Here is a 21,114-nt window from a genome sequence, read left to right as displayed (position 1 = left end):
CGCCCGCGCGCTGCGCCGCGGGCGGCTCCAAAGGCGCGTCCGGGCCGCCGGTATCCGGCCCGGGCGCGCCTTCCTGCGCCCACGCGCCGAATACGGCGCGTGCCAGCTTCTCCGGCGCTAGATTCAGCGCCGTGAGGGCGAGGCGCGGGTCCGTGCTCCAGCCGGACACCGCCGCCTCGCGCAGAGCGGCTGCGTGCCTGCAGCCGCTGCCGCCGCAGGCGCAGCGCGGAGCTTCCGCGCGCTGCGCCGCTTCCGCAGCCCCGGCCTGGCCGGGCTGCGGAAGGAGGGGCGGCTGCGCGGGAAGCAGCTCCGCCACCCCTTGGGGCACGGCCTCTCCGGCCAGCAAAGCGGCCAGCTCCATCGGCTTCTCCGACAGATAGCCGGCTATCCGCCCTTCCAGCTCTTCATCCGCTTGCCGGACCGCAAGGGCAGCCTGGCAGCGCTCCTTGTCTTCCTGTCCGGCGGCTCCGAGTGCGCCGTCCGGGCCGGGCTTTCCGGACTGATCCTGTCCCTGCCCCATCGGATTCTGAACCCATTCCGCCAGCAGCTCACCCGGCGCGGCCTTCAGCTGTATGCTGCCGTTTTCCGCTGCCGCCTTTCCCTTCGCCATTGCCACACCGCTCCTTTGTCTATTCAGGTCCAGTCCACAGTCTGCAGCGTAATCAGATCCTGCAGCTCCTCGGTCGACATCTCCGTCAGCCACTGCTCGCCGGAGCCGACGACCTGCTCGGAGAGGGATCTTTTGCGCTCGATCAGCTCGTCAATCCGCTCCTCCAGCGTCCCCTGGCAGATCAGCTTGTGGACCTCTACATTTTTCTCCTGTCCAATGCGGAACACCCGGTCCGTCGCCTGATTCTCTACTGCCGGATTCCACCAGCGGTCATAATGAATGACGTGATTGGCACGTGTTAAATTCAGCCCCACACCGCCTGCCTTTAAGGACAGAATGAAGATCGGGGGCCCGGAGCCGTCCTGAAACGTCCGCACCATCTCATCCCTTTCCCGCTTAGGCAGGCTCCCGTGCAGGAAATACGGCTCAAACCCGTACCGGCTGCGGATATGGCGGACAAGCAGCTCACCCATCCGGACGTACTGCGTGAAGATCAGGGCGGCTTCGCCGTTCTCCGTTACCGTATCGGCCAGCTCCAGCAGCCTCTCGAGCTTGCCTGAACGGCCTGCGCCGGAAGCCCGGGCCGCGGCAGCGCCGTCCGTCTGAAGCGCCGGATGATCACAGATCTGCTTCAGCTTTGTCAAAGACGATAGAACCAGACCTTTCCGCGCGATTCCCTGGCTGTCCCCGATTCTCGACATCAGCTCATCCGTAACATTCTTATAAAGCGCGGCCTGCTCGGAAGTAAGACTGCAGTAAGACTTCATTTCGATCTTCTTCGGCAGGTCCTTTGAAATGTCCGGGTCGCTCTTGAGCCTCCGCAGGAGGAACGGCGCCACCAGCTTTCTCAGTCTGGCCAGCTCCTCCGGATAGCCCTCGCCTCCAGCCGCATACTGGCGGCGGAAGGAGGCCGCAGTCCCCAAGTAGCCCGGATTGAGGAACTGAAAGATCGACCACAGCTCGCCAAGCCGGTTCTCCACCGGCGTGCCTGTCATCGCAATCCGCTGCGGGGCCCGCAGCTTCATAACGCTCTGCGCCTGCTTGGTGCCGAAGTTCTTAATATACTGCGCTTCATCCAGCACGATGGCCGACCAGTCCAGCTCCCTCATCTCCGCCGCGTCGCGTCCGGCCAGCTGGTAGGTGGTAAGAACGACATCGTAGGTCTGGCAGGCTTTCGTAAACTCCTCGCCGTGGAGCCTCTTGCCTCCATGATGAATATAGACCGACATCTGCGGCGCAAACCGCTTCAATTCCCGCTGCCAGTTGCCCAGAAGGGAAGTCGGGCAGATGATGAGACAGGCTCCTTCTCCCTTCTTTTCTTCTCCCTTCTCACCGTCCAGCATCGCCGTAATAACCTGCACCGTTTTGCCAAGGCCCATGTCATCGGCCAGCAGCGCGCCAAAGCCGAGCCTCTTCATCAGGGACAGCCACTGGAAACCGCGTTCCTGATAAGGGCGCAGCGTTCCCTGCAGCGTCTTCGGCACCGGTCTCTTCTCCAGACAGCCGAGCGCATCTCCTTGCACCAGCGCCTGCAGCAGGCCTTCCATTTCAAAGCCGGCAATATACATGCCTTCCCACTGCTCATCCAGATCAGGATCAGCAGCGAGATGCATCATCTCGGCAAACGTCATGCTTCCTTCTTCATGCTTCTTCATGTATTTCAGCATCTGGCGGATTTCCTTGACGTCGATCTCTATCCACTCACCCTGGAAAAATACCAGAGGAACCTTGGAACCCGCCAGCTCCTCAAGCTCCTCCAGGCTCAGCATCCGGTCGCCCAGCATCGCCTCGAGCTTGAACGTGACCAGCTGCTGCATGCCGAAATCCGTCTTCGCAGGGCGGCTGCCCTGCTGATCCCAGCTTCTTGCGCGCAGCTTCACGCCGGCCCGCCGCTTGCCCTCCTTCGTCCATCTGGACGGCATCTGCACCGTTATTCCTTGACGGCGCAGCAGAGGCACCGTCCGGCTCAGAAAGCGGTACACCTCCTCCTGGGTCAGCTCGGTCCCCTCGGGACTTGAAATGTTCAGCGCCGCCCTGACTTCAGGGGAGACGCCTGCCGCCTTATACAAGCTCAGCAGAAATTCGGTCTGCACATCCTTGTACACACTTCCGCCAAGGGGCAGATCCGGCTCCGTGCTGCTCCAGATGCCATCCGCCGCAATCCGGAGAGACGGATCCTCCCGGCTCTCCGCCCAGAAGGACAGCATCCAGTAAGGGTGCTCCTCCCACCGCTCCGGCGGCTCCAGCCTTAGGCAAAGATTGAAGCCCGGTCCGGCCTGGGGGGAATGGTCTGCCCGTTCCTGCGGCTCTACGCCCCCCGCTCCGGCTATCGCCGCCTCCAGCTCTCCGATTTCAGCGGCTGTGCCCTGAATTTCCGCCGGATAACCGGGGCCTGTTAGATTGTTCCACCACAGCTCGCTCAGCGGCGAGTATCCTCTTCTATAGTTAGCCCGTGCTTTCCTGAGCTCTCTTCCCAGCTCCTGCACCGTTTCCTGTACTTTGACATCTATAAGTGCGCTGATAAAAGAATGCAGCACATGAAGCTGGCGCTGCTCGGTCGATTGGGTCTCCTCCTCGGCCGGCGTCCTGATCTGCGCAAGTCCGATCGGCGGCATGGCAGCGGCCAGCCTGCGGAAGCGTTCCTCATCCTCCGGCAGGTCGAGCAGCGGGCACCAGACAGCCCGGATGGCTGACATCGTCCCCCTTCTTCTGCCGCCGGGGACAGCCGCCGGCGCTGAGCCGGGTACAATCTTCCCTCTTTGCAGCAAATTCTGCGCAAACCTTGCCGCTTCCCGCCAATAGGTCATTTCTCCGCCAGGCGTTACGCCCTGGGCTTCCAGGCCGGCTTCTTCCCAGGCGAACAGCATGCTCCAGGTGTCTTTAGGCGACAGAGCCAGGCCTTCCAGGCTGCGCCCGGTCAAGCCCCTGCGTTCTCCGCGCCGTGCCTGCTCCCGCGGAACTGCCGCAGGCCATCTTAACTCAGCGATCCGCAGGGCTGCCTGCTGAAACGGCCTTGCCCCGCCCGGCGATTGAAGCCGGCGCATGGTGAGTACCCACGCATCCACCCTGGATTCCGATATTTCTCCAGAGAAGCTGAAGAACACATCGCCAAGCCATATTCCATACAGACGTTGATTCATTGCTTTCTCCTGTCTTTTTCCGTTTGAGAACTTAATATTATATTATACATTAAGCTGCCCGATTAAAAACAGCTTTCCGCAAACTCGTATGAACTCAACCAAAAAAATAAAGCGGGCAGGCAGAAAGAAGCTGTCCGGCTTCGGGTATATGAATAGAAAGGGAAGAAATCCAATTGAGCTTCAAGAGAGGAGCCGGACATGCTGAGGCACAATCCTTATAAATGGTGGAACATCATTTTCTATCTCATTATGATTGCCGTAAATGCGGCCGCGGTGATCATCCCGCTCGGCGGCCATACGACAGGCGAGCTGTCGGATAAATACCATACACCGGTCACGCCGGCCGGCTATGCGTTTATGATCTGGTCGCTCATCTACCTGCTGCTGGCCGGATTCTGCATTTATCAGTTCAGAAGATTTACCGAACACCGGGATTCTGTTCGCTCCATCGGATTCTGGTTCGTATTATCGTGCGTCTTCAACGCCGGATGGATTCTGCTGTGGCAGAACCAGCTGGTCGCAGCCTCCGTTCTGGATATGATCGCTCTTCTTGTTACCTTAGTCATCATTTACAGAAAAACCAGGCTCATCCCTGACCCAACGCGGGGTGAACAATTCTTCCTGCGCCTGCCCTTTAGCCTTTATCTAGGCTGGATATGCGCCGCGCTGCTCGTCAATATGGCTGCTGTGCTTCAGAAGAACAGCTGGGGCGGGCAGGGCCTCCAGCTGGATGGCATAGCCATTGTCCTGCTGGCTCTGGGAGCCGCCGCCGCTCTGATTACCGCATTCCGGGGCCGCGACTTCATTCTGCCCCTTGCGCTGGTCTGGGCTTATTCAGCCATCGCTTTCGAGCAGAAGGATACCGTCAACGTTTATATAACAGCCATCGGCCTTGCCGCCTTCCTGCTCGGGTTCAGCTTGTGGATTCTGCTGTTTAGGCCTGCTGATGACCGGAGAGGGGCAAAAGGCTACCCCCGTTTCGGGTTCACATCAACCCGCAGGCACGGCCAGTAACGAGGAAAATTTTTCACTAAAAAAAGAAGAAGACCTCTGATCGCTCAGAGGCCTTCTTCTATTCCCGCTGCAGCAGCAGCGCAGATACTCTATGCCTTATTCCTTCAGTCCATTTCTTAAGCGCTATTTCTTGAGTGCCATTTCTTGAATACTACTTCTTCAGCGCTACAACCTCGATCTCTACCTGCGCATCCTTTGGAAGGCGGGCCACCTCGACGGCGCTGCGTGCCGGATAAGGCTCTGTGAAGAAGGTGCTGTACACCTCGTTCATTTTCACAAAATCGTTCATGTCTTTCAGGAAAACCGTTGTTTTCACTACCTGGTCCAGGCCGCTGCCGGCGGCTTCCAAAATGGCTTGTACATTCCGCAGGGACTGCGCGGTTTGAGCCGCTACTCCGTCAGCCAGCTCACCGGCAGCCGGGTCCATACCCAGCTGTCCGGACGTATACACCAGGTCGCCGATCGAAATTCCTTGGGAATAAGGACCGATAGCCCCGGGAGCATGAGTCGTTGCAATTACCGATTTCTTCATTGGCAGAATCCCATCCTTTGCTTCGCATGATTCGGTTATTCATAACTATGCATATTGTATCATTTCAGCGGCAGAAAAAGCGAGAAGGTGCTGCCCGCGCCAATCTGGCTCTCCACCCGGATAAAACCGCCAAGCAGACGTGCCAGGTTGCGGCTGATGGACAAACCAAGACCGGTACCGCCGTATTTGCGGCTGATAGTGCCGTCCGCCTGCTGGAAGGCTTCAAAGATCGAGTGATGCTTGTCCTCCGGAATTCCGATCCCGGTATCCTTCACCTCAAAGATCATCCAGTCTCCCTGGACCTGGTCCTGCGCGCCGGATTTGCGCATCGTAAGGCTGACTTCGCCTTGGGACGTAAATTTAAAAGCGTTCGAGAGCAGGTTGCGCAGAATCTGCTGCACCCGCTGACCGTCAGTATGAATCGTTAGCGGAAGAGGCTCCTCCTGGTGAATATGGAACTGCAGGCCTTTCTGCTGGGCTGACACTTCAAACTGCAGATAAATCAGTTCGGGAATCTCGCAGATACTGACCTCTTCGTCCACAATTTCCAGCCGCCCGGCCTCTACCTTGGATAAATCCAGAATGTCGTTAATGAGCTGAAGAAGCTCCTGACCGGATTTATAAATAATACCGCCATACATGGCTGCTTCGTCATCCTCGCCCGGACCGGAACCGCCTGCGTTAACTTTGCTGTTCTCCGAAATCAGCTGAGCCAAGTTGATGATGCTGTTCAGCGGCGTTCTCAGCTCATGGGACATATTGGCCAGAAATTCGGACTTGTACTGGGATGCCAGCATCAGCTGCTTGGCCCGTTCCTCCAGCACAATCTTGGCTTTATGCAGCTCCTCCGTCTGCCTCATCATCAGCGTATTGGTTTCCTTAAGCTCCTTGTTGCGGCTTCGCTCCACCTGAAAGTCCCGGAACATAAACACAAAGCCGGTGCTGAGCAGCAGGGACCAGAACAGCGTGCCCGGAAGCATGTGTACCACATAATAATTGAAAGGAATTACGCCGAAGACGGCAATATTCAGGTTGTTAACCACATTAATAACCAGAATATAAAGAAAGGCCTGCAGGACATATCCAACTCTAAACCGGTTAAAGCAGGCCTTCAGCACCGCCGCCGCCACACCAAGTATAGTTAAATTCAGACAGCCCGCCAGAGAGGCTTCATTAATTCCGAACAGCAGACGGCACAGACCGATCGCCACCCCAATGAATATCAGCGTCGCAGGCTCGCCAAAGCTCAAAGCTGCAATAATCAGCGGAACAAAGCGGAGATCAAAAATCACGTCATCCCCGAGCTTAAAGCCAAAACACATGGACGCATAAGCGGAGAAAATAATCAGCAGCACCGACGCCGCATATTTAATCCGGTTCGAAGCGATGACGAAGACGTATTTATATACTAGATTAGCCAGATAAGCGATAGTGACCAGTATACTCAAATTTACTGCAAAGGAACTTGCCATATTATTCATCCTATCACTCCCGGCAGCAGGCAGAAACAGATGCACCTCTATAGAGAATGAGCCGGCTTCTGCACGATGTATTTTCAATAGATTTGCAGCTATTATTTTGTAAATGGTGGTCCCCTGTCCAAATAGTAACAATTTGTAATATCTCTATCTTATCATAACACGAAGGCCTTTCGCGGAATAGGTACACATAAAAAAGAAGCCCAAATCCGAAGCCAAGGTTTTGGACAATCAAAAGACGCGAATCCTCAGACCCGATTCGCGCCTTTGTTCAGAAGCGGCAGCCAAGCCAGCTTCGGCCGCCTGAAATGAAATCCTCTGCCTGCGAGACTGCGCTTCTCCTCTTGCTGAACGGCTGTGTCCTGGTTGTCTTCTAGTGCCTGAAGCGGATAATCTCCTTCCGGAAGCATATAATACCTCCGGTGATAGGTGCTGACCATGTCTCCTTGAATGGTGACAGCATAATCGTTATGGAGCTCCAATAATCTGCCTTCCATAATGAGTGATTTATACATTGGAAATCGCCTCGGTTATAGAATTGGTAGCCTGTACTTAGTTACGGCTGCGGGTCCAGTTGTCATATTCCTTCTCTGCCGCTTCCTTGGAGTGGCCGTAGCGCTCCTGCAGCTTGCCGACCAGCTTGTCTTTCTCCCCGTCAATAACGTCGAGATCGTCGTCCGTAAGTTCTCCCCACTGTTTCTTTGCTTCCCCTTTTATCTGATTCCATGTGCCTTTGAATACGTTATGATCCATTTCCAATCACTCCTTCAGGTTAATGTCAAGATGCTGTGATAACTGGCCATGCCTTTACACTTGATAATTACCCCGGAGAATTTATCTCGAACCGTGGAAGGGCTTACAAAAATAACTGCGGTTACCCGCCGCAAAGCACAACGCACCGGAGAGCAGGCATTTCCTGTTCCCGGTGCGTTGTGCACTTGCTTTTCTCTTCTAATATGCCTTTCTCTTCTGGCGGTAATCATTGACAAACAACCCTGCAAAATAAGGATCCCACTGGGTTCCGCGGCCCTTATCCAGAATGTTGATCGCCGTGTCGGTGTCCATCCCTTTACGGTAAGGCCTGTCCGAGGTCATCGCGTCAAAGGCGTCCGCTACCGCGATAATTCTTCCGAAGAGAGGAATATTCTCCCCCTTCAGGCTGTCGGGATAACCCTTGCCGTCGAACCGTTCATGGTGGGATCTTACCCCGGGCAGGATGGGCGCCATCGCGTCCGCCGGCTCAACCCGCTGGAGGATCATTTCCCCCTGAACCGGGTGCTGCTTGATCTGGTGGAACTCCTCGTCGGTCAGCACTCCGTCCTTAAGCAGCACGGCATCGCGGGTGCCGATTTTGCCGATGTCATGAAGCAGCGCCGACTTTCTCAGCTCCTCCATCATCTTGTCCGGCAGCTTGGCCAGCATTCCGATATGCATCGCATATTCAGCAACCCTCTGCGAATGCCCCGCCGTGTAAGGGTCCCGGGCATCAAGCGCTGCAGCAAGCGTAGAAAAATAGCTTTCAATCAGCTGCTCGTTGCGTGAATTCTGAACCTTGATTCCTTCCAGCATGTGATTGAATCCGAAGACCAGCTTAGCGAATTCGTCCGAATAGAAGTCATCCGCCTGAATGTCCAGGTCTCCCGCCTTGACTTTGGCCATCATATCATACAGATGGTGAATCGGCCGCTCAATCTCCCGGGTCAGAATCCAGGCTCCCCCGTAGGAGAAGGCCATGCCGAGAACCAGGATCACTCCGGCCCACTGCCAGTAAGCATTGCTCGCGGTCTCCCAGCCTCCGAGCTTCACCTGGACAACCGTGCCATAGAGCAGAAGCGGAAAAACACCGATCAGAAATGTGCTGAGCTGGAACTTGCGGCGAATGGACATGATGACCTGGCCTTCGAGTGAAATTCTCCGGCCATACTGGCTTTCGCTGACCCTGAGCACTTCTTCAATAAGGGGCCTGCAGGCCCAGGAGGTTAAATAGAACTCGATCAAAGCGTGCATAAGCGCGATTAAGAGCGCTCCTATGCCTGCTAACAGAAGGTAATGAAGAGGGATGGTGACCGCCTTGATGTTAACCAGCCATGAGGTCAGGAGAACAGCAGGAATTGACAAGCTTAAGAAATGAGGACCCAAAATCCGCTTAACGGCCAGAAACGGCAGGCGGTGGATATGCAGATAGGCTTGCTGAAATTCAGGCCATGTCCTGTCCTCTGCCTCCGCTTCGAACAAACCTTTGACCGGCTTCATGTCCTTAATAAAGGCCATTGCATCCATCGCCATCATGAGGATCACAGAGAAGAGAAGGACAAGCGATAAACGTTCCAGCTCAATACCAGGAACGTCCAGGCTGCTGTAGATCACAACGCCCCCCACACCCAGTACCACGATGATCGAGCCTATCAGATAATTCAAGATAAGCCGCTGTACAAATTTCCGGTAGACTTCCAAAGGAACGTTCCTTCTTTCCGCAGTCAAACTGATAAAGATGATAGATCTGTTATTATTATCGGCTGCGGGGCTCTGATTGTTGACAGAAGAGCCTTTCTTTTTCAGAAAATAGCGGTTCGCCTTGGCCGGCTCTGCCGTCTCTTGTTTCGTTATCTGCCCCTTTCGTCTAATTAAGGGTAGGCGCTGAAGCGTGAAATGCCAACATAATGAGGGGCTGTTTAAATATGGAACTCACCCGGCTGACTGAAAATATCATCATTCTGCTGGCGCTGCTGCTTCTTGTGGGCGTGATATCGACCAAATTTTCGAGCAGGCTTGGCCTTCCTGCCCTTGTCTTTTTTATCGCCGCAGGTATGGGGCTCAACCACTTCGTCTATTACGATAATCCCTTTCTGACCCAGCTGGTCGGCACGCTGGCTTTAATTATTATTCTGCTGGACGGCGGCATGCAGACCAAATTTATAACCATCAAGCCTGTGATCGGCTCCGCCCTGTCCCTTTCGACAATCGGTGTGCTGGTCACTACCGTCCTGGTGGGGCTGTGCGCCCATTATATTCTGGACGTCACCTTAACCCAGGGCCTCCTGTTCGGGGCCATTGTCGGCTCCACTGATGCGGCAGCCGTCTTCTCCGTCCTCAGCGGAAGGAATATTAAAGAAAGAATCACCTCCACCCTGGAGGCTGAATCAGGCAGCAACGATCCTATGGCCGTCTTTCTGACCGTTACTTTGATCAGCTGGCTCCAGCATCCGGATCAGGCGGTCTGGAAGCTGGTCATGTCTTTCGGGCTTGAAATGGGTATCGGCCTGGCAGCCGGGCTTCTCCTTGGGTGGGCTGCGGTGAAGGGCATCAATCTTATCAATTTCGATTCATCCGGCCTGTACCCGGTGCTGGCCATTGCCTTCGCCGTGCTCACCTACGGGCTGACCTCCGCCGCCCACGGGAGCGGCCTGCTGGCCGTTTATGTAATGGCGCTTGTGCTGGGCAACAACGATTTAACGCACCGGCAGTCCATCCTGCAGTTCAACAAAGGCTTCGCCTGGATCATGCAGATTACCATGTTCACGTTGCTCGGCCTGCTTGTTTTTCCAGCCGATCTGCTTGGCATCGTTCTGCCCGGGCTCGCCTTATCGCTGATCCTGATGTTTATTGCCCGGCCCGCAGGCGTGTTCGCCTCCATGCTGTTCTCTAAATTCAGCTTCAGGGAGCAGGTGCTGCTGTCCTGGGCAGGCCTTAGAGGGGCTGTGCCGATCGTACTGGCCACCTACCCGCTGATTGCCGGTCTGGAGCATGGCCAGCTGTTCTTCAACGTTGTCTTCTTTATTATCCTGACCTCCGCCGTCATTCAGGGGCCGACCATCTCTCCGCTTGCCCGCAGGCTGGGGCTGTCCGGAGAAGTCAGCGAGCAGTCCCTGTCTCTGCTTGAACTGGTCTCCCTTGGCAAAACCCGTTCCGAAATGAACCACCTTCATATTCACGCCGGAATGAAAGTGATCGGCAGGCGGATCAGAGAACTGGGGCTGCCGCCCGAGGTGCTGGTGACCGCCATTATCCGGGGCGACCAGATCGTTGCGCCTCTTGGAGATACGATGATTTCGGAAGGAGATACCTTGTACCTGTTGGGGCCAAAGGCGGAACGCAGGCGGATCAAGGAGATTTTCAGCTTCCGCTCCACAAGCCTTACGACGGTGCCTGCCGAACCCGAACTGATTCCCGAGCCGCTCCCTCCGGTCAATCAAGGAAGCCTCGTACCGCAGATGGAAGAAGCGGAGGAGGAAGAAGATAATGAGGATGAAGCGGGCAGGGAGAACGCACAGAAATATCCTCATAAACGGCGCTCCGGGAACAAATAACGGGGCTGTCCCCGCCTTGAATAAGAAGCCCTGAACCTTTCCCTTTCCGGGGGAAGGTTTCATTTATCACAGGCCATGTGATTTCTTTCACATATTATTACAACTTGATATGCTAAGATTCCCTCGAACAAGTAGAAAAAAGGCAGCGCGCCCTTTTGGCATCAATGAGCAGTCAGCAATTAAAGAGCGACCAGATTAAATAGAAAAGGTGAAGCATAATGAAGAAAATCGTTATTCTTGGCGGCGGCTATGGCGGTGTCGTAACCGGCAAGCACCTGGCCAAAAAGTTTAAGAAAAACTCCGATGTCCAGATCACGCTGATTGACCGCAATCCCTATCACACGCTTCTGACCGAGCTGCATGAGGTTGCTGCAAACCGGACACCTGAAGATGCGATCCGGATTGAACTGAAGAAAATGTTTGAAGGCCGGAATGTAGATGTCGTGCTCGACAATATTGAGTCCATCGACTTCAAGGGCAGCCAGCTCCGTTCAGCTGAAACTACCTATAACTACGACTATCTGGTGATCGGCACCGGATGTAAGCCGACCTTCTTCGGCATTCCGGGCGCAGAGGAAAATGCCCTTACACTCTGGTCTTATGAAGACGCCGTACGCCTGAAAGAGCAAGTACGCAGCATGTTCGGGCAGGCCTCCAAAGAAACCGACGCTGCTATACGCCGTAAGCTGCTTACCTTTGTTGTTGTAGGCGCCGGCTTTACCGGCATCGAGCTGATCGGCGAATTGTCCGAATATCGTGACGAGCTGTGCAGAGAGTACAATTTTGACCGCAGTGATGTGCGCCTGGTCGTTGCCGATATGGCACCGAAGATTCTGCCGATCCTGCCTGATCCGCTCATCGAGAAATCAGCCCGTTACCTTGAGAAACGCGGCGTTGAAATTATTACAAGCGCCAAAATTACCGGCGTAAATCCAGGCAGCGTTGTGCTTGGCGACAAAGAGCTCGAAGCCGACACCATCGTCTGGACCGCCGGCGTTGAAGGCTCCGATCTGGTCGGCACGCTGGATGTCCAGCAGCAGGGCCGCAAACGGATTGTGACCAACGACAAGCTGCAAAGCGTCGATCACGACAATGTCTATATCGTCGGCGACAACATCTTCTTCATTCCGGAAGGCGAAACCCGCCCTGTACCGCAAATGGTTGAAAATGCCGAGCAGGCCGGTCCGATCATCGCCCATAACATCCATGCTGAAATTACAGGAAAACCTAAGAAGTCCTACAAGCCGGGCTTCCACGGCACCATGGTCAGCATCGGCAGCCGCTACGGCGTAGCCAACGTCGGCCTTCCGAACAAAATGTTCCAGGTCAGCGGGTTCCTGGCCATGTTCTTCAAGCATATGATAAATCTGTATTACCTGTTCACCGTTGCAGGCTTCAATAAAGTCTGGACGTACATGATGCACGAGTTCTTCCATGTGAACAACCGCAGAAGCTTTGTCGGCGGGCATTTCTCGAAACGCTCCCCGAACTTCTGGCTGCTGCCGCTGCGCCTGTTTGTCGGCTATAAATGGCTGGACGAAGCGCTGGATAAGCTGCCGAAGGTCTGGAATCATCCGAATGATATTTTCCTGATCCCTGTATCCTCCAAGGCCGCTGACGCTACTTCTGCTGCCAGTGAAGCTGCAGGAGCCGTGGCTACTACCGTTGACTCGCAAAGCGCCGCTTCCGCGGTCGGCAGTGCCAAAGAAGCTGTTGAAGCTATGCCTGTTCCGCATTTTATTACGAATATCGTAAATGGATTTATGGATATCTTCTTCTATCACTCGGACGGAAGCTTCACCGGACTCGCCAGCGTGTTCCAGTTCTGCATGGTCTTTGCCGAGCTGGCCATCGGCATCCTGCTGATCGTCGGCCTGTTCTCCGCAATCAGCTCCATCGCTTCTGTCGGCATCGGGGTTATGATCTGGTCCTCCAGCATGGCTTCGACCGAAATGCTGTGGTACTGGATGGCGGGAATCGCTCTGATCGGCGGATCCGGCAGCGTGTTTGGCCTTGATTATTACGTACTGCCTTGGCTCAAGAAGCAGTGGAAGAGAATTCCGCTCGTCCGCAGATGGTATCTCTACACCGAGGAAGGCCCAGAGCTCGGCGCAATGAGCAAGCCTGCTCTTCCAGCTTCCGGCGCAGGCTCCGCTTCTGCCGGACAATCGAAATAAGAGCAGTTGAACAAAGGCCTCCTCATGAATAAAGATTCCGGAGCCGTGCGGAACTCCGCACGGCTTTCGATTTTTCAGGAAAGCAAACGATTTGACGGCATCCCCTGTTCCATCTGCTGTAACTTAAATTCAAATGTAAAAATGCTTCGGGCGGGATCTTCCGTGTCCCGCGAAGGGAAGGAGCGACTGACCATGAACACCAGCCTTATCCAGAACGCCTCAAAGCTTCTGCAGGTCCAGTTGGCGCCGGAATCCGGCATCGCCCCGGACACTGCTTCCTCGTTATGTCTGCTAAGTGACGCCGCCCAGATGCTGGAGGACAGCACCCTGCCCCCTCTTCGCTCGGCACGGATTCTCGCCCTTTATTATGCTGTCAGACTTGCCATGCAGTGCCATCAGGCCTGTAAGGCCCCTGACTCACAGCTGGCCCGCAGACTGCTGGACGGTGATTACTTATACAGCGTGTACCTGGATCTTGCACTCAAATGGGAAGAATTTGATCTGATTGCCGCTTTGGCCCCTTTCATCAAGAAGATCCAGATCAAACGTGCAGAAGGCGCACCGCAGGATGAACTGCTGCTGCAGGGCTTATCCCGCTTTATCCGCACGGCATGCAAGATGCTGAACGATTCGGCGCGGCAGCAGACGCTGGCCGCTGAAGCCATTTAACCTTTAACCATCTGAGAGGAGAGGAACCGAAATGAAGCTGAACGAAGCGCTGCAAATCCCCTTGACGTCCATAGACCGTGAAATCACCAATATCGTCAAGCATGATCCCGACGTTCCCCGTTCTTCGGAGCTGGCAGGGGCCATTACCGGACTTATCGCTTCCGGCGGCAAGCGGCTCCGTCCGCTGATGGTTATTGTAGGCAGCCGGTTCGGCCCTGCCTCCGATAAGCGGAAAATCTGGCGCCTGGCAGCGGCGGCAGAGTTCATCCATGCCGCGTCTTTGATTCACGACGACATCCTTGACGACTCCCCGCTGCGTCGCGGACGCCCGGCTACCCATACACAGACCGGCATTTACCCTGCCGTTCACATCGGCAGCTACATGTCGGCCCGGGTGGTAGAGCTGATTGCGGAATACTCCGCAGACCGCAAGCGGTATGTATTTGATCTTTCGTCCATGGCGACCTCCCGCCTCTGCATCGGAGAATACCAGCAGCTGAAGCATGCCTTTGACTACGATCTGACGCTGGATCAGTACCTCGAGAAATCCCGCAACAAAACCTCCCTGCTCATGGCGGCCTGCCTGCGCATCGGCGCCCAGGCTGCCGGCGCGGATGAGGACATCTCCGGCAGGCTGTACGAGTTCGGCGACAAGCTCGGCCTGTCCTTCCAGATCCGTGACGACCTGCTGGACTTCACAGGCACCGAGGAGCAGCTCGGCAAGCCGGCCGGCAGCGACCTCCGCAGCGGCCAGGTGACGCTGCCGGTGCTGTTTGCCCTGGAGGATGCGAAGCTTGCGCAGCGCATCCGGCGGGTCGGGCCGTCGACCTCTTCCGAGGAGGTCGACGGCGTGCTCGCTGCGATCCGGAGCAGCGGGTGCCTCGAGCGGGCCGAAGCGTACAGCCTTCGGCTGCTCGAGGAAGCCCGTCGGCTTGCAGACGGGCTGGAGGGTTTTGAGGCGCAGCGGGATTTATATACGCTGCTCGATTATTTTGGCTGCCGGAGCAAATAACCCGGGCACCGGGTCAGCGTTACGGCAGCAGCAAAGCCGCAGATTCCGCGGGTAAAGCGCGGGGTCTGCGGCTTTTATTTATTTTACAGGAGGCCTTTCATCATCCTCCGGTCTTTGTAGTAAAACTCCTTGTCACGTTCATTAATCTCACGATGCACCTTGCACGGATTGCCGACAGCCACGACATTTGCGGGGATATCCTTGGTCACGACACTTCCTGCTCCGATGACGGTATTGTCGCCGATCGTAATACCCGGAAGAATGAGGACTCCGGCGCCGATCCAGCAATTTCTGCCAATCGTAACTGGCGCATTATACTGATAGGCCTGCTCACGAAGCTCAGGCAGGATCGGATGTCCGGCTGTTGCTACAGTCACATTGGGCCCGAACATGGTGTAATCGCCGACGTAAATATGGGTATCGTCAACCAGAGTTAAATTGAAGTTGGCATAAATATTTTTCCCGAAGTGAACATGCTTCCCTCCCCAATTGGCATGCAGCGGCGGCTCGATGTAGCAGCCCTCGCCAATCTCTCCAAACATCTCTTTGAGAAGTGCTGCCCGTTTCTCCTGTTCTCCCGGCCGCGTCAGGTTGAAATCATAAAGTTTCTCGAGACAACTGGACTGCTCCCTGCTGAGCTCCTCATCTCCAGGCAAATATAAATTCCCATTGTGAAGCTGTTCTTTAATGCTCATGACTCTATCTCCTTATTATTTAGACTGAATGTTTGATTGACAATTTGGGGCAAGTACGGACAAGGTCCTTACGATTTCTATATCTCTTACTATAGATTCACAGCAGCCCTTTGGGCATGGAGCATTGCCATTCATATATGGAGATTTGTAGTATTATTATTTTCATATCCGCAGTAGTTTATGAGGAGACTTAGGCATGGAAAATCCGGAGCATTATGAATACAGAGTGCAGATGAACCCCTATTTATTAAACGCAGAGCTGAATGTCACCTTTGCCGGTGCGGCAAAGCCGCTTCCCCGCCATAAGGTCGGCCCGGCTGTTTACAATTACATATTGATCCATAGTGTAGACAGCGGATATGGTACTTTTGAATGGCAGAGGAAGAAATACCGTTTGGGCCAAGGGGATACTTTTGTTATTTTCCCCGGCGTATTATTCAGCTACGAGGCCGATGGTGCTGACCCATGGTCCTACCGCTGGGCGGCCCTTCAAGGCCCGCGCGTTGCAGAAATGCTTGAAAAGGCCGGTGTTACCCTTACGGACCCCGTCATCAGAGGGGCGGATCCTGAATATCTGGCCGGCATATTTGAAGCAATTGAACAGGTATTTGAACAGAAAGCGGGTGAGACGGCAGCAGCATTAGCGGCTGACGGATGGTTTCGCGTCCTTCTGGCGGATTTTGCCCGCTTGAATGCACCTAAACTGCAGTATTCTTCAGCTGAGGTGCTTACCGGCTCTGAACGTTTGGTGGAGCAGGCGGTCAGATGGTTCCAGACGCAGTATATGCAGCCTATTTCTATCGAGAAATTAGCGGCCTCGCTTGGGTATCACCGGACGCATTTTACCAAGGTATTTAAACAGCTTACGAGCTTATCTCCCCGGCAGTACATCAATCAGATCCGCATGGAAAGAGCCAAAGAGCTGTTGAACACCCCCATAAGCATCGAACAGGTCGGGAACTCCTGCGGCTATGCTGATCCTCTGTATTTCTCCAAACAATTCAAGAAGTGGACCGGCCAATCGCCGGCTCATTATCGAAATGAATTGAAGAGAGCACATGAAAAGAACAGGTAGGAAAAAGGTTCAGCAAAAAGGACGCTCCCCTTGCCTTCGCCTGGGCTGCGTCCTTCTCGCTGGATTTCATTTGCTATTTTTAATTCGAGCATTCGAGCATTCGAGCATTCGAGCATTCGAGTGTACACCTGGCCATTGGGCCGCAGGGCCATGGGGCCGCAGGGACGCCGGGCTTACAGCAGAAAATAATCCGCAAGCGTAAAGGCCAGAATCGTCATGCTGATGACCTGATTCAGGTTGTAGGATGCAATCTTCATCAGCCGGCGGTTGGTTGGTTTAATCAGATTATGCTCCGTCAGCAGCAGCAGCACGGCTATCGCGATGCCGAGCAGGTACAGCCAGTCAAGGCCCTGCCAGAAATACAGGAACACAAGCAGCAGCACCATAACGGCGTGCAGGCCTTTGGCGATCCACAGCGCGTTCGTCAGGCCGAAGTAGCTTGGAATCGACCATAGACCTACAGTGCGGTCAAATTCGATATCCTGCGTGCCGTAGATGACGTCAAAGCCGGCGATCCACAGCATGACCACAGTGCCCAGCACAAACGGCGTAAAGGCAAAATGGCCGGTAACGGCGAACCAGGCGCCGATCGGCGCTGAGGCGATCACAAAGCCAAGATACAAATGGCTGAGGAACGTAAAGCGTTTCGTATAGGAATAAGATGAGATCAGAAAAATAGCGACAGGCGACAGCACGAAGCAGAGCAGGTTCAGCATGGCGGATGCGCCGATGAAGATGGCGTAGTTCACGGCCACGAAGATCAGCACTTCCCTGGACTTCAGCAGCTGGCGCGGCATGTGACGCTGGGCGGTCCGGGGATTCATGGCGTCAAAGGTCATATCCGCTACCCGGTTAAAAGCATTCGCCCCGTTGCGGGCCGCAACCAGCGCGATCACTCCCCACAGCATCGTCCGTCCGGACGGAATACCGTGGGCGGCCCATACCATGGAGATCACCGCAAACGGCAGGGAGAACAGGGTATGGGAAAACATAACGAGCTCGCCGAACAGCTTGGCTTTGCGGTAGACAAGCGATAGCGTGGACATGCCGTCACCGCCCCTCCGCCGAAGCGCTGCCTGCGGATGCGCCGGCATTCAGCGCCTCAAGCTCCTCTTCCAGCGCGGCCAGCATGCCTGTAATGTCCGCCGCCGAAATGACGAGCGGCGGCTGGAAGGCCAGCACGTTGCGGCCGACGCCATTTTTGCCGAGCAGGTAGCCTTTGTCCTTCATACCCTCCAGCAGGTCATCCGTCAGGCGGGCTCCAAGCTCTGGCCGGTCCTCGGCAATGCCAAGTCCCATCATCAGTCCTTCTCCGCGCACATCGGTAATGAGCTCCGGGTACTGAACCACCAGGCGCTCGAGGCCTTCCCGCAGCTGCTCGCCCAGCTCTTCCGAACGCTGGATCAGGCGGTGGCCCTCAATGAAGTCCAGCACCGCCAGGGCGGTTGCCGACGACACCGGATTGCCGCCGAAGGTGGAGGCCGACGGCCGGTTCAGGCTGGCCGCGATCTCGCTGGTTGTGCAGAAGGCCGCAACCGGAATGCCGCTGCCGAGGCCCTTGGCGACGCTCATAATGTCAGGCACTACGCCCCAGCGCTCCATGGCGAACATCCGGCCGGTCCGGCCGAAGCCCGTCTGGATCTCGTCCGCGATCAGCAGCACTCCGTGCTGCCCGAGCAGACGTTTCACCTCCGGGAAGTACCACTCCGGCGGCACGATGATGCCGCCGTTGCCCTGGATCGGCTCCGCGATCATGGCGGCGAACTCGCCGCCGCGCTCCGCCAGCAGCTGCTCCAGCGCCGCAAGCGACCGCCGGGCCGCTGCCTCCTGGTCCCCGCCCTGTTCAAACGGGCGCGGGATAAAGGCCGCGTCCTGATCCTTCGCCAGCTCCGGATCCGTCCGCCACATGGCAAGGCCCGTCACGCTCATCGTCAGGTACGTCCGGCCGTGCAGGCCGTTCTCGAGCGCGATAAACTTCCGGCGGCCCGTATGCATCCGGGCCAGCAGCAGCGCCCCCTCGTTCGCCTCGGAGCCGCTGTTGCAGAAGAAGCTGCGGCTGAGGCCGCCCGGCAGGATCGCCGCCAGCCGCTCCGCCAAATCTACATTCTGCTCCGTCAAATATATGGTGCAGGTATGCTGCAGCTCGCGGAGCTGCGCGACCGTTTTGGCTGCGATATAAGGGTTGCAGTGCCCGCAGGAAGCGACGGAGACCCCGGCATAGAAGTCCGTATACCGGACGCCGTCATGCCCGTACAGATACTGCATGGAGCCTCGCACCAGCTGCGGCGGCTTGCGGTAGAAATGACTGGTGCAGGGATAGAAATATTCCTGTCTCTTCTTCACAATTGCTTCAGGTCCGATAAATGCGCTCATGCCAGCACCTCCGCTTTCGCTTCCGCTTCCCTTGCCGCCCCGTTAAAATGCAGCGCTCCTGCTGTGTATCCGCCATAAACCGGCTTCAAGGCTTCAAATTCGGCTGCGGCGCTCTCCGGCTGATCCAGCACACGGCGGTACACGGCTACAACCTCCGCCAGCCGGTTCACATCGCGGTAAGCCGCGCCTTCAATCCGGAAGTGGGTCAGACCCGCTTCCAGCAGCTCCTTAACAGCGGGCAGCAGGCAGAGCTCCTTCGCCATCATCAGATGGCAGCGTCCGTGCGCGTCGCGGTAGACCGGATTCTCCCCTTTGTCCGTCATCAGCACCAGCACATCGTTCGGCACATACACGTTATCCTCTTCGGCCAGCGGCTGGAAGAGCTCCGCATTTTCATAGAGATCATGCTCCATATACATCAGCGCAGGCGAGCCGTGCACGATGGCCTCCACCGGACCCCGGCCTGCCTTCAGCAGCTGGGCCAGCTCTTCAAGCGGCGCCTCCATGGACACGGTGTAACGCTCCAGCCCCTGCTCCCGGTAGAAGCCGCCGGCCAGGTGATTAAGAATGTTCAGGTTGTAGTCCCCGATCATCGGATAGCCTGCGGACGCAAACCGGCGGATCGCCCCGATGTTCGTTATCAGGATGCCGTCAATCGGCAGACGCTCGCCGCGCAGCAGCGCATCATATTGCTCAAAATGGATCTCCCGCATCATGCGCGGCAGGCCGAGGTACAGCTTCGCGCTGCCTTTCAGCGCTCCAAGCTCTTTGATTTCAGCTTTTGTAAAAGGACGATCCGGCTCGAACACATCTCCTGACAGGTAAATATGGTCGGCTCCTGCCGCCAGAGCGGCTTTGGCCTGCTCCATGTTGTTCACATGCACGGACACCTCGCCGCGGCCTGCGCTGCTTCTCTTCTCTTCTGCCAGCCGGCTGCGGATCCGTCCGATCCGTTCTTCCTCCAGCTCCCGCTCGGCCGTCGGCGTACTGAATACCTTGCCGGTGCTGTAGAATTTGCCTGTTCCCTCATAACGGCGGTTGATAAAATCCAGGCCGGGACGGCCAAAGGAATAAGCGGTTGTAAAATCCCGCTTCCGGTGCTCAAACAGCGACGGCGTATCCACGCTGCGGTCGAATCCGACCGGATCGTCAAGGTAGCGGTCGATAGCGTCGCTGTAGCTGCGGACCAGCAGCTGCACAAACTCGGCGTCGCGCATCCGGCCTTCGATCTTGAAGGAGGTGATGCCGCCCTGAATCAGCTCAGGGATGTGCTCGTACATGAACATGTCTTTGGCTGCCAGCGGATATTCGGTCGGATAGACGTTGCCGTCCTTCTTGACCCGGTACTCCCAGCGGCACGGCTTGAGGCATCTTCCGCGGTTCGAGCTGTTGCCGAAGACGGCGGAGCTGAAATAGCAGTTCGCGCCGTGTACGCTGCACAGATCGCCGTGAATGAAATACTCCAGCTCCATGCCGGTAGCGTTCAGCAGCTGACGGGTCGTATGCAGGTCCATTTCGCGGGAGGTGACCACGCGGGTGACGCCGAGCTCTTTCAGCGCCAGCACCATTTCAATATTGTGGGCGTTCATCATGACGGAGGAGTGGACATGCAGCTTCAGTCCAAGCTTGTGAATCAGCGAGACGACCGCGAAGTCCTGTACGATCAAGGCATCCGGGCCGATGGTCTCCAGATACTTCAGATATTCGGCTGTCTCTTCCATTTCCTGCTCGTTCAGCATGTTGTTGACGGTGACGTAGACTTTTTTGCCGAGGGAATGAGCAATCCGGATCGCTTCTTCCATTTCCTCCAGTGTAAAATTATATCCCTTCCGCATCAGGCGCATGTTCAGGGACGGGCCGCCCAGATAAACCGCGTCACAGCCTTCGCCGATGACCTGTTTGAATATTTCAAAAGTGCCGACCGGAGCCAGCAGCTCCACTTCTCTGCCGTTAAAATATCTTGCCATTGGAATCTCCCCCATACCTTATTGTTGTCCTGCTTCTTGTCTCCTCATATCCAAAACCTTGTATC

At 55.9% G+C, this 21,114-nt stretch carries 16 protein-coding genes and 1 pseudogene; 6 read left to right on the top strand and 11 right to left on the bottom strand.

Annotation, left to right across the window (positions count from 1 at the left end):
• Both FCN15_RS11695 and FCN15_RS11690 read right to left on the bottom strand, forming a co-directional pair.
• Positions 1-610 (bottom strand): annotated as a pseudogene (locus FCN15_RS11695) (hypothetical protein); the annotation flags it as partial.
• A 23-nt stretch (positions 611-633) separates the two neighbouring features.
• Positions 634-3,750 carry a DEAD/DEAH box helicase gene (locus FCN15_RS11690; RefSeq protein ID WP_138495185.1) on the bottom strand — a complete coding sequence of 1,039 codons (3,117 nt, stop codon included), beginning with the start codon at positions 3,748-3,750 and terminating at the stop codon, positions 634-636.
• 198 nt (positions 3,751-3,948) lie between these two features.
• Between FCN15_RS11690 and FCN15_RS11685 the strand changes: the two genes are divergently transcribed.
• Complete coding sequence (locus FCN15_RS11685; RefSeq protein WP_138495184.1) at positions 3,949-4,764, top strand: tryptophan-rich sensory protein; 816 nt, start codon at positions 3,949-3,951, stop codon at positions 4,762-4,764.
• A gap of 151 nt (positions 4,765-4,915) precedes the next feature.
• Here FCN15_RS11685 and FCN15_RS11680 read toward each other — a convergent pair whose 3' ends face one another.
• The 5 genes from FCN15_RS11680 to FCN15_RS11660 form a co-directional block, all read right to left on the bottom strand.
• Positions 4,916-5,296, bottom strand: coding sequence for a RidA family protein (locus FCN15_RS11680; RefSeq protein WP_138495183.1), 381 nt, complete (start codon positions 5,294-5,296; stop codon positions 4,916-4,918).
• Between the two features lie 59 nt (positions 5,297-5,355).
• A complete protein-coding gene (locus tag FCN15_RS11675) occupies positions 5,356-6,768 on the bottom strand; it encodes an ATP-binding protein (protein ID WP_138495201.1) in 1,413 nt (470 codons plus the stop codon).
• Between the two features lie 254 nt (positions 6,769-7,022).
• Positions 7,023-7,289: a hypothetical protein gene (locus FCN15_RS11670; RefSeq protein ID WP_138495182.1), complete on the bottom strand. Its 267-nt coding sequence runs from the start codon at positions 7,287-7,289 to the stop codon at positions 7,023-7,025.
• A 37-nt stretch (positions 7,290-7,326) separates the two neighbouring features.
• Positions 7,327-7,527, bottom strand: coding sequence for a CsbD family protein (locus FCN15_RS11665; protein ID WP_138495181.1), 201 nt, complete (start codon positions 7,525-7,527; stop codon positions 7,327-7,329).
• A 198-nt stretch (positions 7,528-7,725) separates the two neighbouring features.
• Positions 7,726-9,228 carry an HD-GYP domain-containing protein gene (locus FCN15_RS11660; RefSeq protein WP_138495180.1) on the bottom strand — a complete coding sequence of 501 codons (1,503 nt, stop codon included), beginning with the start codon at positions 9,226-9,228 and terminating at the stop codon, positions 7,726-7,728.
• Positions 9,229-9,452: 224 nt separating this feature from the next.
• On the opposite strand from FCN15_RS11660, the gene FCN15_RS11655 reads away from it, so the two are divergent.
• From FCN15_RS11655 to FCN15_RS11640, 4 genes are all read left to right on the top strand, one after another.
• Positions 9,453-11,081, top strand: a complete 1,629-nt coding sequence (locus tag FCN15_RS11655) for a potassium/proton antiporter (protein ID WP_138495179.1) — start codon at positions 9,453-9,455, stop codon at positions 11,079-11,081.
• 218 nt (positions 11,082-11,299) lie between these two features.
• Positions 11,300-13,258, top strand: coding sequence for an NAD(P)/FAD-dependent oxidoreductase (locus FCN15_RS11650; RefSeq protein ID WP_138495178.1), 1,959 nt, complete (start codon positions 11,300-11,302; stop codon positions 13,256-13,258).
• A gap of 192 nt (positions 13,259-13,450) precedes the next feature.
• On the top strand, positions 13,451-13,927 hold the full coding sequence (locus FCN15_RS11645) for a hypothetical protein (protein WP_203232129.1): 477 nt from the start codon (positions 13,451-13,453) through the stop codon (positions 13,925-13,927).
• Positions 13,928-13,958: 31 nt separating this feature from the next.
• Positions 13,959-14,939 carry a polyprenyl synthetase family protein gene (locus FCN15_RS11640; RefSeq protein WP_138495177.1) on the top strand — a complete coding sequence of 327 codons (981 nt, stop codon included), beginning with the start codon at positions 13,959-13,961 and terminating at the stop codon, positions 14,937-14,939.
• Positions 14,940-15,022: 83 nt separating this feature from the next.
• On the opposite strand, the gene FCN15_RS11635 is transcribed toward FCN15_RS11640, so the two are convergent.
• Complete coding sequence (locus FCN15_RS11635; protein WP_138495176.1) at positions 15,023-15,634, bottom strand: sugar O-acetyltransferase; 612 nt, start codon at positions 15,632-15,634, stop codon at positions 15,023-15,025.
• 196 nt (positions 15,635-15,830) lie between these two features.
• Between FCN15_RS11635 and FCN15_RS11630 the strand changes: the two genes are divergently transcribed.
• Positions 15,831-16,709, top strand: coding sequence for a helix-turn-helix domain-containing protein (locus FCN15_RS11630; RefSeq protein ID WP_138495175.1), 879 nt, complete (start codon positions 15,831-15,833; stop codon positions 16,707-16,709).
• Between the two features lie 173 nt (positions 16,710-16,882).
• On the opposite strand, the gene FCN15_RS11625 is transcribed toward FCN15_RS11630, so the two are convergent.
• Genes FCN15_RS11625 through FCN15_RS11615 form a run of 3 tightly spaced genes read right to left on the bottom strand, consistent with a single transcriptional unit; the run spans position 16,883 to position 21,049 of the window.
• The gene (locus tag FCN15_RS11625) at positions 16,883-17,755 is read right to left on the bottom strand and encodes a UbiA-like polyprenyltransferase (RefSeq protein WP_138495174.1); all 873 of its coding nucleotides are present in this window, start codon (positions 17,753-17,755) and stop codon (positions 16,883-16,885) included.
• A gap of 4 nt (positions 17,756-17,759) precedes the next feature.
• Complete coding sequence (locus tag FCN15_RS11620) at positions 17,760-19,082, bottom strand: aspartate aminotransferase family protein (protein WP_138495173.1); 1,323 nt, start codon at positions 19,080-19,082, stop codon at positions 17,760-17,762.
• The gene (locus FCN15_RS11615; RefSeq protein WP_138495172.1) at positions 19,079-21,049 is read right to left on the bottom strand and encodes a peptidase U32 family protein; all 1,971 of its coding nucleotides are present in this window, start codon (positions 21,047-21,049) and stop codon (positions 19,079-19,081) included. The genes FCN15_RS11620 and FCN15_RS11615 overlap by 4 nt, the downstream gene beginning before the upstream one ends.
• Positions 21,050-21,114 lie beyond the last annotated feature (65 nt).

Origin of the sequence: Paenibacillus pinistramenti (assembly GCF_005869875.1) — a bacterium.
GTDB lineage: Bacteria > Bacillota > Bacilli > Paenibacillales > Paenibacillaceae > Fontibacillus > Fontibacillus pinistramenti.
The sequence above is the reverse complement of the archived record's forward strand: the minus strand, read 5'-3'. Positions and strand labels throughout refer to the sequence as shown.